This is a genomic window from Gordonia sp. p3-SID1431 (assembly GCF_025143765.1).
GTDB lineage: Bacteria > Actinomycetota > Actinomycetes > Mycobacteriales > Mycobacteriaceae > Gordonia > Gordonia hongkongensis.
The window spans coordinates 1-14426 of the sequence record NZ_JAMBDT010000047.1 but is presented as its reverse complement, the minus strand read 5'-3'; the positions used below and the strand labels follow the sequence as shown (position 1 = coordinate 14426).

At 68.5% G+C, this 14426-nt stretch carries 12 protein-coding genes; 7 read left to right on the top strand and 5 right to left on the bottom strand.

All coding sequences use genetic code 11. The features are described from left to right. Positions 1-323 precede the first annotated feature (323 nt). On the top strand, positions 324-1907 hold the full coding sequence (locus M4D77_RS13420) for a SpoIID/LytB domain-containing protein (RefSeq protein WP_240198440.1): 1584 nt from the start codon (positions 324-326) through the stop codon (positions 1905-1907). Positions 1908-1911: 4 nt separating this feature from the next. On the opposite strand, the gene M4D77_RS13415 is transcribed toward M4D77_RS13420, so the two are convergent. The 5 genes from M4D77_RS13415 to M4D77_RS13395 all read right to left on the bottom strand — a co-directional run bounded on the left by M4D77_RS13415 (position 1912) and on the right by M4D77_RS13395 (position 5926). Further along, positions 1912-2598: a GAF and ANTAR domain-containing protein gene (locus M4D77_RS13415; protein ID WP_083207389.1), complete on the bottom strand. Its 687-nt coding sequence runs from the start codon at positions 2596-2598 to the stop codon at positions 1912-1914. Positions 2599-2689: 91 nt separating this feature from the next. Beyond that, complete coding sequence (locus tag M4D77_RS13410) at positions 2690-3346, bottom strand: class I SAM-dependent methyltransferase (protein WP_226514331.1); 657 nt, start codon at positions 3344-3346, stop codon at positions 2690-2692. 77 nt (positions 3347-3423) lie between these two features. Further along, on the bottom strand, positions 3424-4206 hold the full coding sequence (locus tag M4D77_RS13405; protein ID WP_259936400.1) for a PIG-L deacetylase family protein: 783 nt from the start codon (positions 4204-4206) through the stop codon (positions 3424-3426). Beyond that, positions 4203-5153, bottom strand: coding sequence for an acyl-CoA dehydrogenase family protein (locus tag M4D77_RS13400; RefSeq protein ID WP_226512102.1), 951 nt, complete (start codon positions 5151-5153; stop codon positions 4203-4205). The genes M4D77_RS13405 and M4D77_RS13400 overlap by 4 nt, the downstream gene beginning before the upstream one ends. Further along, positions 5150-5926 (bottom strand): glycosyltransferase family 2 protein, encoded by a 777-nt coding sequence (locus tag M4D77_RS13395; RefSeq protein ID WP_205333302.1) that lies wholly within the window; start codon positions 5924-5926, stop codon positions 5150-5152. Before M4D77_RS13395 ends, M4D77_RS13400 begins: the two co-directional genes overlap by 4 nt. 134 nt (positions 5927-6060) lie before the next feature. Between M4D77_RS13395 and glf the strand changes: the two genes are divergently transcribed. The 6 genes from glf to M4D77_RS13365 all read left to right on the top strand — a co-directional run bounded on the left by glf (position 6061) and on the right by M4D77_RS13365 (position 14330). Next, positions 6061-7269 carry a UDP-galactopyranose mutase gene (gene glf, locus M4D77_RS13390; protein WP_058250931.1) on the top strand — a complete coding sequence of 403 codons (1209 nt, stop codon included), beginning with the start codon at positions 6061-6063 and terminating at the stop codon, positions 7267-7269. Beyond that, positions 7270-9210: a glycosyltransferase gene (locus M4D77_RS13385; protein WP_259936399.1), complete on the top strand. Its 1941-nt coding sequence runs from the start codon at positions 7270-7272 to the stop codon at positions 9208-9210. Continuing rightward, a complete protein-coding gene (locus tag M4D77_RS13380) occupies positions 9194-9979 on the top strand; it encodes a phosphatase PAP2 family protein (RefSeq protein ID WP_396266583.1) in 786 nt (261 codons plus the stop codon). Before M4D77_RS13385 ends, M4D77_RS13380 begins: the two co-directional genes overlap by 17 nt. After that, a complete protein-coding gene (locus M4D77_RS13375; RefSeq protein WP_065631254.1) occupies positions 9976-10887 on the top strand; it encodes a decaprenyl-phosphate phosphoribosyltransferase in 912 nt (303 codons plus the stop codon). Before M4D77_RS13380 ends, M4D77_RS13375 begins: the two co-directional genes overlap by 4 nt. After that, positions 10874-12958, top strand: coding sequence for a flagellar motor control protein ZomB (zomB, locus tag M4D77_RS13370; protein WP_137809880.1), 2085 nt, complete (start codon positions 10874-10876; stop codon positions 12956-12958). Before M4D77_RS13375 ends, zomB begins: the two co-directional genes overlap by 14 nt. 382 nt (positions 12959-13340) lie before the next feature. After that, positions 13341-14330, top strand: a complete 990-nt coding sequence (locus tag M4D77_RS13365; protein ID WP_004021369.1) for an alpha/beta hydrolase family protein — start codon at positions 13341-13343, stop codon at positions 14328-14330. Positions 14331-14426: the final 96 nt, after the last annotated feature.

Here is a 14426-nt window from a genome sequence, read left to right as displayed (position 1 = left end):
GGTCATCGTCGCCGTCAGGCATCGACGACGGCGGCGACACACGCCGCGCATCGGTAACTCGTGATGTTCTTGTTATCTGTGTGACGGATGTGACTGATGTGTTGATGCTCGACGATGAGGTGGCAATGAATCCGGGGACCTGACCCCCGCGCCAGAGGTCACGGCGGCCCGGGCAACTCGTGATCCGGTTGTGATCCCCTCGGGTTGGTGATCGGCATCTGAATTCACTAGGGTCACTTAAGTCCCAATCGTCACATCAGTCACAGGCGTTACGAGCGGTGCAGAAGTTCGCCGCCCGCGGCTGGTGTCGTCGCGACCGAAGGATGTGTTCTGCAGTGACCAAAGCCCGACCTACACGGCTTCTGCCGCGATGGCCGGCGAGCGGTGCGCGGCCCGGACGGGCCCGCAACCGCGCGTTGACCTGGGCCGCGGCGGGGCTGGCGCCCGCACTGCTGGCCGGTGGACTCGCTGTCGCGAGCTCATCGGAATCGGCCGAACAGGTCGAGCTCTCGGTCGGGTCGACGGTGACGCTGATCGGGCACGGTCATGGCCACGGCCGCGGAATGGGGCAATGGGGAGCGTACGGCTACGCCCGCAAGGGCTGGACGGCACAGCAGATCTTGCGCCACTACTACGGTGGCACCACCGCGGGGAAGGTGGACAGGCCCGAGATCCTGGTGGCCCTCACGGGTCAGGGCTCGGTGAATGTGCACGCGGACGCCGGCATGCGAGTCGGTGGTCAGACGGTGGCTCCCGGGCAGGCGGTCAGCCTGTCCGGGGGCACGGCCACCATCCGCAGCGGGTGCGGCGGCGGTGTGGTGCGGTCGGTGCCGGCCACCTTCGTCGAACCCCTGAGCATGGCGCCCAACCGCCCGGCCGGTGAATTCCTCAAGTTCTGCGGATCGAACAAGGCCTACCGCGGGGCCATGGGACTCGAAGGCGGGCGCGTGGTCAATCGCATCCACATCGACGACTACGTCAAGGGCGTCATCCCGCGCGAGAGCCTGCCCGCCTGGGGCGACTCCGGCGGCGCGGCGGCGCTGCAGGCGCAGGCCGTGGCGGCACGCACCTACGCACTCGCGGCGATCGCGGGTGGCAAGAAGATCGACGACACCCAGAATTCGCAGGTCTACGGCGGTGTCTCGGGCGAGGACCGCCGGACCAACGCGGCCGCCGACGCCACCGCCGGCCAGATCCTGATGCAGAACGGTCAACCGGCTTTCACCGAGTTCTCCGCGTCGACCGGCGGCTACACGGCCGGCGGACGTTTCCCGGCCGTCGTCGACGAGGGCGACACGGTCTCGCCCAACCACAACTGGACCGCCACCGTCAGCGCGGGCAGCATCGGATCGGCGTTCGGAGTCGGTGCGCTGCGGAGCTTCGAGGTGATCGAGGCCAACGGCCTGGGCGCCGAACACGGACGCGCGATCAAGGTGCGCGCGGTCGGCTCCGGCGGGACCGCGGAAGTGAGTGGCGAGGAAGCTCGAACCAAGCTGCAGCTGAAGTCGTCGTGGTTCGCGGTCCAGGGTCAGCCCTCGCCGCCGCGGATCGTCAAACCGCCCACCGGCCCGGCGTCGCCCGGCGGCGGGGGCATCGACTTCGGCAGCCTCAACCAGCTCGCCGAACAGATCCTGCCCGGATCGTCGAAGTTCCTCGACATGGCGACGTCGGCGATGAACGGACGGTTCGCGGACCTCGGCGGGATCACCGGACCGCTGGGCCAGGCGCTCGGTGTGCCGACCCTGACCCCCGACGCCGCGGGCGTCACCCAGCTCTTCGAGAAGGGGATGATGTTCTTCACCCCGGCCACCGGACCGCGGGTCCTCGTCGGCAAGGGGCTCGAGCGCTACCAGGATCGCGGCGGCATCCCCGCGCTCGGTTTCCCGAAGCGCGACGCGTTCCGCTGAGAGCTCAGTCGCCTTCCGGTCCCGCCTCGACGATCTGGGTGGCGACCTCCACGAGTTTGGTGTTGGTGTCCTGCGACAACCTGGCGAGCAGTGCGAACGCTTCGTCGGCGTCGAGCCGGTAGCGCTCCATGATCATGCCCTTGGCCTGGCCGATGATGTCGCGCGAGCCGAGCGCGGCGCGCAGTTGCTGCTTCTCCTGGATGGCCCCGAGGGCGGTCGCGGCGTGCGCGGCGAACAGCTCGCCGAGTTGACGGGCCTCGGCGGTGAATGCCGCCGGTTCGGTGCTGTGAAGATTCAGCGCGGCCGAGTCATCGCCGTCGATGTAGAGGTAGAAGCAGGCCATCGACCGGATACCGAGATCGGCTGCCGCAGCCGCGAAGTTCGGCCAGCGCGTCTCGGTCCGCATGTCGTCGATCCAGACGGTGAGATCGGAGACCGCAGCCCGGATGCACGGGCCCTCGCCCAGTTCTCGCTGCAGATTGTCGGCCTGGCCGCCGAGGTCGCCGACCATCACCGGCGTCTCGATGGTGCCGTTCGCGACGAGGGTCACGGTCGCGTACTCGGCTCCCGGAATGGCGTCGACCGCGAATTTGGTCATCGAACGCAGCGCTGCTTCGGTGTCGTCGCTCTCGCGGCGCATCTCGCCGGCGATGCGCGTCATCTGAGCCCCGAAGTCCGCCAACTCGGTCACTCCTGCCTCCTCGTGAGACTGTTCAGAGCGCTTCGACTGGACCGACAGCAAAGCGCAGGCTTCGAACTCCCCCAGGCGTTCAAAGAGATCATTATGCCGTACGGTGCGCGTCCGCGACGGTGACGAGTCCTTCTCGTTGCGCGACCGACCCGATGGGTGACGAAGTCATCACGTCGACGCAGAAGTCCGTGTCCGAGTACGACGCTGACGGGTGCAACGCCGACGACCGCAGGGCCGCGTGCACCTCGTCACCGGTTCGCGGGTACTCCTCGACCCGCCACCGCCAGTGCACCGCGAGCACCTCGCCCGTCGGGGTCAGACATTCCGGCAACCGCGCGATCAGTTCGTCGAGATCCGCGTCACCGAGGTAGTAGAGGACCTCACTGAGGACGATCAGGTCGAACCGGCCGGGCGGCCAGTCGGAGACGATGTCGCCGACGCGCACCTCGACGGAGTCGTGGCCGTCGAGTCGCTCGCGTGCGAGCTCCACCGCGCGCGGACTGACGTCCGTGCACAGCAGATGATCGGCGCGCGTGGCCAACTGCGCGCTGAGCACGCCGACCGAGCAGCCGGGCTCGAACACCGACCCGTACCGGGGAGAGCTCAAGGCCGCCAGGCTGAGGGCGTACTTTCGTTGTTCGTACCACCGCGTCGTGAAGCCCCAGGGGTCGTCGCTGTCTCGGTACATGTCGTGGAAGTAGTTGTCGGCGAGCCCTTCTCGGCTCCTTGCAGTGTGGTCGTCGGCCATGTCGTCAGTCCTGATGATCGTCGGTGTCGAGTGCCGTCCCGGGTCCTCGTCGATGCCGATGTCGTGAGCGTCTTGGTTCACACGAAGACGAACTCCCGATCGCGGAGGAGGCGGTCGAGGATGTGTGGTCCGAGGACGGTGGCGTCTTCGGGGGCGGGTGACAGCGGGCGGATCTGGGTGTCGAAGGCCTGCACGGCCTCTCGTTTGGCGGCCTCGAGATCGTCGTCGAGGACGAAGGTCCGCATCCGCTCCCACGGGATGTCGGGATCGTCGGGTGTCGCCCAGTGCCACATCCAGATCGGATACATCCAGGCGGGGACGCCACATCGGTCGCCGACGCGTCGGGCACCCCGTCCGACGGCCTCGTGGTCGGGATGACCGTCGTGCGCCCACACCGCCAGCAGGGCCGTCGGGGTCTCGGGCTGCTCGGCGAGGGTGTGCTCGACGATGGCCTCGATCTCGTCCTCGTGGTCGGCGAGCGTGCCGTCGCCGAGCCCGCACCATCGCGTCGGTTCGATGCCCAGAACCGATGTCGCGGAGTCTACTTCGGCGCGTCGTCGGATCGCCAGCTCGGCGGGCGAGAGCGTGGGCGAACCAGGGTGCGACGCCGAGCCGTCGGACAGGCAGAGCGCGACGACCTCGATGCCACGTCGGTGGGCAGCCGCCATCAGCCCGCCGACCCCGAGTACCTCGTCGTCGGGATGGGCGGCCAGGACCACGAGCCGCCGGACGCCCGGCTCGAAGTCGGGCCACGGACCCCGCGCGGCGAACCACCGTTGCCATTCGGCTTCGGGAGTTCCCTCCGCCGAGGTGGGGGTGGCGCCGAAGCGGTGCGTCGAGGGGGAGCCGTCGGCGGTCATGGACCCGCCGATCCCGGTCCGGGTGGGACGCCGTCGGTCAGTGCGCCGAGTACTGCGAGGTCTCGATCGGCGTGGGACTGCCGGATGTAGACGGTGAGATCGGCGACGGCCTGCGCGTGACCGGCGTCGGCGGACAGCGGGCCGGGACCGAGCGCGCGTCCCACCCGGTCGATCACCGCGGTCGCGACCTGTTCGACCGACCAGCGCACGGCGAAGGCGAGTCGTTTCGACGGCGCGCCCGGGTCGGTGTCGATCTCGCGTGCCGCGGCCTGCAGATGCGCCCACCCGGACGCGAGATGGGCGTCGACCGCGCCGGCGTGCATCAGCAGCAGCGGGTCGTCGGAACGGGCGGCCGCGCGGTAGAGCGGCGCCGCGACCTTGCGGGCCCCGCCGAACCAGCATGCCGCGACCCCGATCCCGCCGTGCCAGAATCCCGGCCGGTCGAGGTATGCGCCCGGTTCGCCGATCGCGTCGGCGGGCACGGCGTCGAACGTGACGGTCCCGGTGTCGGAGTCCCGCATGCCCGCGTTGGCCCAGCCCGAGCTGTCCGCGGAAACCCCCGGGTGGCCGAGGTCGACGCCGAACAACCGGTTGCCGGTGTCGGTGCGCGCGGTGACCAGCGCGTGGTTGCACGACGACGCGCCCGAGCACCACTCCTTGGTCCCGCTCAGTTCCCAGCCGTGTGCGCCTCGGCGGGCGTCGACGCCGCTCCCGCGGGTCTCGGCCGCCCACACACCCCAGAACTCGCCCGGGGCGGTCCCGCCGTCGCAGATCTCGGCGAGGATGGCGTCGGCGTCGGCGTGCGCCTCGACGAGGCGACCCGTGCTGATGTCGTCGGCGCAGGCCCGGACGAGGGCGGCGAACCGGTCGAGGGTGCGTCCGCCGCCCGGGCGGGGGAGCGCGAAGGACGGGTCGCCGACGATCGCGCGTGCCCGTGCGGGCGTCACCCGGCGACCTCGTCGGGCCGGGCCCCGGACAGTTGCCGCAGGTAGCCCGCGAACCCGTGCCGTGCGCGCCCGTCGCGTCGCGTCGAGGTGCGGACCGGCGCGTGCGCACCCCGTTCGATGACCGCGTCCGCGGCATGCAGGCGGTCGACGAGATCAACGTCCTCGTCGGTGTCGAGCTCACGGAACCCGCCGACCTCGGCGTAGGTCGAGGCGCGGACGCCGAGATTGGCGCCGTGGACGTGGCCGTGCCCGGGGGACGGGTCGTACTCCCGCAGGTACATCTCGCCCGTTCCCGCCGGCCACTCGTCGAAACCGTCCGGGGTGACCGTGCCCACGTACGCGTCCGCCCCCGCGTCCGCGGCGGCGACATGCTCGGCGAACCAGTCGCGCGGAACCGTCGAATCGGCATCGGTCGTCGCGAACCACGTGGTGTCCGGTTCCGACGACGACGCAACCACGGACGCGAAACCGGCTCCGCGCGCCGCGCCGACACAGCGGACATCGACCACCACGGTCGACACCTCGTCCGTGACCAGCGTCGCGGAGTCGTCGTCGCAGGCGTCGAGCACCACGATCACCTCCACGGGGATCGGCACCGCCGTGGCCGCGGCCTGCAGGGCTTCGAGGCACGCGGGCAGACGCTCGGCCTCGTTGTGGACGGGCACCACGACGACGATGCGCTCGACCGGAGCCGTTGCCTGGTGTTCCTTGGGGAGCCCCGGAGCCTGCGAGGACACCCGGTCGTCGGGCGATCGTACGAACAGCGGCGTCACTCAAACCCCGAACTGATCACAGGAGAGGATGGGGCCCGGGGGCTACAGGCCGATGTTCGAAACAATACCCGCCTTCCGTGCCAGGCCACGTGGCTCGGAGATTACTCAGGGAGGGTCCGTTACCCTGAGGACCCGTGGCAACCAGTAGCAGCTATGACCTGATCGTCGTCGGCTCCGGATTCTTCGGCCTCACCGTCGCCGAGCGGGCCGCGACGCAGCTGGGCAAACGGGTCCTCGTGCTCGACCGGCGCGACCACCTCGGTGGCAACGCGTACTCCGAAGCCGAGCCGACGACCGGCATCGAGATCCACAAGTACGGGGCACACCTGTTCCACACGTCCAACGAGCGGGTGTGGGAGTACGTCAACCAGTTCACCGACTTCACCGGCTATCAGCACCGGGTGTTCGCGCTGCACAACGGGCAGGCCTACCAGTTCCCGATGGGCCTCGGGCTGGTCAGCCAGTTCTTCGGCCGTTACTTCAGTCCCGACGAGGCGCGGAAGCTGATCGCCGAGCAGGCCAGCGAGATCGAGACCGCCGAGGCGCGCAATCTCGAGGAGAAGGCGATCAGCTTGATCGGCCGCCCGTTGTACGAGGCGTTCATCAAGCACTACACCGCCAAGCAGTGGCAGACCGATCCCAAGGAACTGCCCGCGGGCAACATCACCCGGCTTCCGGTCCGCTACACCTTCGACAACCGCTACTTCAACGACACCTACGAGGGTCTACCTGTCGACGGTTACACCGCGTGGCTCGAGAACATGGCGGCCGACGACCGCATCGAGGTGCGCCTGTCCACCGACTGGTTCGACGTCCGTGAGCAGCTGCGCGCCGACAGTCCCGACGCCCCGGTCGTCTACACCGGCCCCGTGGACCGTTACTTCGAGTACTCGGCCGGCCGACTCGGCTGGCGCACACTCGACTTCGAGACCGAGGTGCTCGACACCGGCGACTTCCAGGGCACACCGGTGATGAACTACAACGACGCCGACGTCCCGTTCACCCGTATCCACGAGTTCCGGCATTTCCATCCCGAGCGGGACTCCTACCCCGACGACAAGACGGTCATCATGCGGGAGTTCAGCCGGTTCGCCGAGAACGACGACGAGCCGTACTACCCGATCAACACACCCGAGGACCGGGCGATGCTGACCACCTACCGTGACCTCGCCCGCACCGAGACCGCAAGTGCCGGAGTGTTGTTCGGCGGTCGCCTGGGCACCTATCAGTACCTCGACATGCACATGGCGATCGCGAGTGCGCTCACCATGTTCGACAACACCCTGGCACCGCATCTGCGTGATGGTGCGCCGCTGGTGGCCGACCCCGCAGGAGCCGAATAGATGACGGTGACTCCCGTGAACCAATCCGAGATCCCCGACGCCGGAGTGGGGCCGTCGAAAGCGAAATCCCTTCTGCAGCGGGTGATCTTCCCGCGCGCAGGCGAACCCCTCGACGTCCGGTCGCTGTACGTCGTGGAGTCCGAGAGCAACAACCGCCGGGCGCACGCCCCCAGCCGGACCTCGGTGCTCCTCGGTGCCGAGTCCGAGGTGAGTTTCGAGACCTACTTCAACGCCTTCGCCGCGGCCTACTGGCGCCGCTGGAGCATCCTCGACTCCGTGGTGCTCCGCGTCGAGGTGATCGGCACCTGTCGCGTCGACCTGTACCGCTCCAAGATCGACGGGTCGCGTATCGGCATCGGCGGTGATCTCGTCGACACCGACGAAACCGGCCGCGGCGTAGTCGAATTCGAGCTGGACCTCGGCCCCTTCGAAGACGGCGGCTGGATCTGGTTCGACGTCACCACCGACACCGACACCGAGATCGTCTCCGCCGGTTGGTACGCGCCCATCGAGGCGCCGACCCCGGACGCGGAGACCAAGCGCGTCACGGTGGGCATCCCGACCTTCAACCGCCCCACCGACGCGGTGAACGCGTTGGCCGCGTTGACCTCCGACCCCATGGTCGACGAGGTGATCGACGCGGTGATGATGCCCGACCAGGGCACCAAGAAGGTCGTCGACGAACCCGGGTACACCGAGGCCGCGGCCGCTCTCGGCGACCGGCTGCACATCTTCGACCAGGGCAACCTCGGCGGCTCGGGCGGGTACGCGCGCATCATGTACGAGGCGCTGCGGCTCACCGACTCGCCCTACGTCCTCTACATGGACGACGACATCGCGATCGAACCCGACTCGATCCTGCGGGCGCTGGCCATGTCGCGATTCGCGAAGGCGCCCATGCTCGTCGGCGGTCAGATGCTGAACCTGCAGGACCGCAGTCACCTCCACTGCATGGGTGAGGTCATCCGGCGCGACACCTTCATGTGGACCGCGGCGCCGTTCGTCGAGTACGACCACAACTTCTCCAAACACCCACTGCGCGACCGCGAGAACTCGAAGAACCTGCACCGGCGGATCGACGTCGAGGGCAACGGTTGGTGGATGTGCATGATCCCGCGCGAATGTGCGGAGCAGATCGGCCTCCCGATGCCCCTGTTCATCAAGTGGGACGACTGGGAGTTCGCACTCCGCGCGTCGAAGGCCGGTTACCCCACCGCCACCGTGCCGGGTATCGCGATCTGGCACATGGCCTGGAGCGACAAGGACGACGCGATCGACTGGCAGGCGTACTTCCACCTGCGCAACCGGCTCGTCGTCGCTTCGATCCACCACGACGGTCCCATCACGGGGATCGTCCGGTCGATGACCAAGGCGACCGCGAAACACCTCCTCTGCCTGGAGTATTCGACGGTCGCGATCCAGAACGAGGCGATCCGGGACTTCCTCGCCGGACCCGATCACATCCGCAGTCTGCTGCCCACCGCGCTGCCGAAGGTCGCGCAGATGCGCAAGCAGTATCCGGACGCGGTCGTCCTCCCCTCGGCGACCGAGCTGCCGCGGACCTCGGGCGAGGCAACGCATCTCGGGACCTCGATACCGCTGAACCCGATCAGCAAGATCAAGGCGCTGACCGCCGCGGTGGTGAACAATGTCCGCCCGGCCGATCCCCGGCATCACGAGGTGCCGCAGGCCAACTTCCCACCGATCGAGGCGCGATGGTTCTCCCTCGGACGGGTCGACGGTGTCACGGTCACCACCGCCGACGGCCGCGGCGTCGTCTACCGGCAGCGCGACCGCGAGAAGATGATCGAGCTCGCCCGGGAACATTTCGCCCTCGTGAAGGAATTGCAGGACAAGTTCCCGGAGATGAAGCAGCAGTACAGGTCCGCACACCGCGACCTGACGTCGAAGGAGAGCTGGGCGGGTGTCTTCGGAATCTGATGGTCCGGTGATCGGCAGCGGGGGCGACACGGTCCTGGAGGACCGTGCGGAGACGGGGAAGGTCCCGGCCGACGACACCCCGCGTCCCCTGAACGGCGAGGAGAAGGCGCTGGTCGCCATCCAGGCCGGGCTCGGCGCCCGCCCGGGCGTCCGCCCGGCCGCGCGCGGACTGTCGCACGTGGGCGAGCACGCGCTGGGCTGGCTCGCGATCTCGGGGGCCGGGTGGGCCCTGGCCCGCCGCCGCGGTGACGTACGGGCGCAACAGCTCTGGCTCGAGGCGGGAGTGGGCGCCTTCGGCGCGCACGCCGCGTCGGTGATCATCAAGCGGATCGTGCGCCGCCCGCGGCCCGCACACCCGGCGATCGCCATCGGGGTGTCGACGCCGAGCAAACTGAGTTTCCCGTCCTCACACGCCACCTCGACCACCGCGGCCGCGATCCTCATCGGCCGCGCCGCCGGCTGGGACCCGAAGGTGCTGCCCGCTGTGCTGGTCCCGCCGATGCTGCTGTCCCGACTGGTGCTGGGCGTGCACTACCCGACCGACGTCACCGCGGGTGCCGCGATCGGTGCCGCGAGCGCAGCGGCGGTCATCGTGGGCGATAAGGTGCTGCTCGAACCCACCCGGAATGACCAGGAGTCCGGACGTGCCCGCCGCGCGGCGCGCGTCCTGGCCCGGCTCGGCCTGACGGCCGCGGTCCCCGGCGGGACGCTGCGTCTTGCCGCGTCCCCCGTCATCGCGCGGGTGACACGACACAGGGAGAGTGCATGAGCGAGGAGCCGATCGAGCACGGGAAGGTTCTCGGACCGCCGAAGAACCTGACGTCCGGGCTGATCAAGGCCGTCCGGCCGCGGCAGTGGGTCAAGAACGTCCTGGTGCTCGCCGCTCCGCTCGCCGCGGGCAACATCACCGACGTCTCGGTGCTGGGCTCCGCCGGTATCGCCTTCGTCGCCTTCTGCCTCGCCGCGTCGAGCATCTACCTGGTCAACGACGCGATGGACGTCGAGTCCGACCGCAACCACCCGACCAAGCGGTTCCGGCCGATCGCGGCCGGCGTCGTCCCGGTGACCCTGGCCTATGTCCTCGCCGCCGTCCTCCTCGTCGGCTCGATCGGCATCGCGTTCCTCGCCAACTGGCAGACGGCCGTCGTCATCGCCATCTACCTGGTGATCCAGCTCGGCTACTGCTTCGGCCTGAAGAACCAGGCCGTCATCGACATCTGCATCGTGTCGTCGGGCTTCCTGCTGCGCGCCATCGCCGGTGGTGTCGCCGCCGAGATCGTGCTGTCGCAGTGGTTCCTGCTCGTGATGGCCTTCGGGTCGCTCTTCATGGCGGCGGGTAAGCGCTACGCCGAACTCCAGCTCGCCGAACGCACGGGCGCCAAGATCCGTAAGGCCCTCGAGTACTACACGACCACCTACCTGCGCTTCGTGTGGACCCTGTCGGCCACCGCGGTCGTGATCTTCTACGGCCTGTGGGCCTTCGACAAGGGCGACACCAACGTCGCGTACGCCATCTCGATGGTGCCGTTCACCGTGGCGATCCTCCGCTACGCCGTCGACGTCGACGGGGGTGCCGCGGGCGAACCCGAGGAGATCGCGCTCGGCGATCGTGTCCTGCAGCTGCTCGCCGTGGCGTGGCTGGTGTGTGTGGGTGTCGCGGTCTATGCAGTCAATTGATGAGTCGCCAACCGGATTCCGGGCGCTGACGACCGGCCGCACCAAGGTCGCGGCCGTCAGTTTCGTCGTCGGGGCCGCCGTCGTCACGACGTTCTTCGCGATCGGTGCGTGGCAGCGCCGGTGGATCGCCGACGACGGACTCATCGTCCTGCGGACGCTGCGCAACCTCTTCGCCGGCAACGGTCCGGTCTTCAACGCCGGGGAGCGGGTCGAGGCGAACACCTCGACCGCCTGGACCTACCTGCTGTGGTTCTGGGCGTGGATCACCGACGGTCAACTCGAGTACGTCGCGCTCTGGGTGGCGCTGGTCTGCTCGGTCGCCGCGATCCCGATCGCGATGTACGGCAGCGCGCGCCTGTTCGGGACACGCATCGGCGGGCTCACCGGCGACGGCTGGACCCTGCTGCTGCCGTTCGGCGCGGTCATCTACATCGCCATCCCGCCCGCGCGCGACTTCGCCACGAGCGGGCTCGAGAACGGACTCTGCATCTTCTGGGCGGCCGTCCTGTGGTGCCAGCTCGTCGCCTGGGCGCGGCGCGGCCCGCACACGAGCCGCAGGAGCGCGGCGGTCACGCTCGTACTCGCCTTCACCGCCGGTCTGGCGCCGCTCATCCGGCCCGAACTGGCGATCCTCGGCGGCCTCGTCCTGCTGCTGGTGTTCTTCGCGCCCCTCGGCTGGAGGATGCGTCTGGGCGTCGTCGTGGTCGCGGGGACTCTGCCGGTCGGCTACCAGATCTTCCGCATGGGCTACTACGCCCTGCTGGTTCCCAATCCCGCGGTCGCGAAGGACGCCAGCGGTGCCAAGTGGGACCAGGGCTTCGCCTATCTGACCAATCTCTTCGGCCCGTACGTGCTCGTGCTGCCGGTCGTCCTGGCGGCGGTGGCCGGGGTGCTGCTGGTCGTCGGCGGCCGCATGCGGTCGAAGAGGGCCGACGCCACGGGTGCCGACGCGACCGCGGATTCGGTTGACGCAACGGCCGACTCGACGACGGACACCCGGTCGACGCGCCTCGCCGGATGGTCGCGCCGGCTGCAGTCCTCGACCGCGGTCGTGACCGTCGTGGTCCTCGCCGGCATCGTGCTGATCGTCTACTGGATGCGTCAGGGCGGCGACTTCATGCACGGCCGGGTGCTGCTCGTTCCGGTCTTCATCACCCTGTTGCCCTTGATGGTCGTCCCGGTGACGATTCCCGCCCACGTCGGTGCGGCGTTCCGTCGCCGGCCGTCGACGGACTCCGAGTCCGTGATCTCCGACCCGGTGGACGACGCGGCTCCGGCGCCCGAATTCAGCCCCGCCGACCGCCGGCGCGCGCGGGCCCAACTGGTCGGCGCGGTGGCCATGAGCGCCATGTGGATCACCGTCGTGGTGTGGGCGGTCTCCACCCACGCCAACGTGCTGCCGAACGCGGGCATCGACATCGGCCGCAGCGGCATCGTCGACGAGCGCCGCTTCTACGTCACCAACATGGGCAACGAGAATCCCGTGACCGCCGAGGATTACCTCGACTACCCGCGCATGAGCGCGATGGTCGAGAAGATCGACGAGTACCGCGAGGACGGCGGCGTCATCCTGCCGTCGTTCAACTACGACGAGTGGTACGTGGCGCAACTTCCCGCCGTGATGCCGAAGGGTGCCGAGCGGCAGGTGACCGTCTACTTCCTCAACCTCGGCATGACGAGCATGAACGCCCCGCTGGATGTGCGCGTCATCGACCAGATGGGTCTGGCGTACCCGCTCGCCGCGCACACCGAGCGTCTCGAGGACGGCCGTATCGGCCACGACAAGATCCTGCCGAGCGAGTGGGTCGTCGCCGAGGCCGGGGCATACCCGCGCCGCCCCGTGCTGCCCGGTTATCTCGACGAGGACCTGGTCCGTCAGGCCCAGGTGGCGCTGCAGTGCCCGGAGACCAAGGACCGGTTCGCCTCGTTCGAGGCACCGTGGTCCTTCGACCGCTTCAAGCACAACCTGCGTCAGGCGTTCACCTTCAACAGCTACCGCATCCAGCGTGAGCCGGAGTACGAGATCCAGCGCTGCGGCCTGGAGATGCCACCGCCGGTGAACCCACGCTAGTTACGCGCGCCCGGGCGCGGCACCCAACCACACGACACCAAGAGAATCCCGAGAAAACGCGGGGTCGAACCTGTGGAGTTGCCGTCGAACATCTCGGATCGGTAACGTCCCCGTGGGCGCGGCCGATAGAAAGGTCGTGACTGAGGCGTTCTGAACTGCTGGGACGCCGAAGTGACGGGGGTTGTGATCGCGATCACATGGTTTGTCACGTTCGGGGGCATCGAATAGGCTCGCCGACGGTGAATCGCATGCGAGAACGACTCGTGAACGACGTCGCGCCGCGCAATGAGCCGGGGGACGAAAAATGTGTGACGCACAAGGACCGGTAGGCCACCGGGGACCATGAGTTCCGGCCGATCGGCTGAAGAGGGAGATTCTGTACATGCGTGAAGCTGCCACCGAGGCGCCGAGGCCTGCGCGCAACCGGATGAGCAACCGGTTGATCGCCGCTTTCGTCGCCATCCTGACAGTTGTGGGACTGACCGGTGTCGTCGCCGGCCAGGCCAACGCCCGGATCGGCGGAACGCAGGTCGGCAAGCAGGAGTTCTGGGTCAACGGCTGCGGGATGCCGAACGTCAAGGTCCGCGCCTGGAAGAAGCCCGGCAACTACAAGACCGTCATCCTCCTCGACGGCATGCGCGCCCAGTACGACTACAGCGGCTGGGAGATCAACACCAACGTCCAGGAGATGGTGAAGTCCGGCGTCAACGTCGTCGAGCCCATCGGTGGACCCGCGAGCTTCTACACGGACTGGGACGCACCCAGCAACTTCAACCGGCAGCCCTACCGGTACCGCTGGAACTGTGTCATCAGCCGGACTCTCATCAGTGCGCTCGACGCCCGTGGCTTCCGCGTCGGACCGTCGAAGCGCTACGCCATCATGGGCCTGTCCATGGGTGGTAACGCCGCACTGGTCCTCGGTGCCCAGAACCGTCAGCACTTCGACCGCGCCGGCTCGCTCTCGGGTTACAACTTCCTGAGCGCGCCCGGCATGCGTACCGCGCTGCGCCTGGCGATGCTCGACGTCGACCCGAAGCCGTGGAACATCGACGCGATGTGGGGCCCGCCGTGGAGCATCCGCTGGTTCCAGAACGATCCCTTCTGGAACATCGGCCTGATGCGCGGAATGAAGGTGTTCGTCGGTTCCGGTAACGGTCTGTTCGGCCGCTACAACGCACTGCCCAACGTGTTCGACGACCTGTTCAAGGGTTCGACCCTCGAGCTGCTCGCCTTCACGCAGTCCAAGGCCTTCGAGGCCGCGGCCTTCGTCCAGGGCGTCCCGCTGATGACCTACTACGCCAACGGCACCCACGCCTGGGGCTACTGGCAGGACATGATCTGGAACGCCAAGAACCGCGGGTTCTTCCGCTGATCTGACATCGCCGGTTCGCCGGCCACACGACGCCCCCCCCCGGGGGGTGGGGGGGGGGGGGGGGTGGGCCAGATGTAGGCCGCGGCTGGCACCACA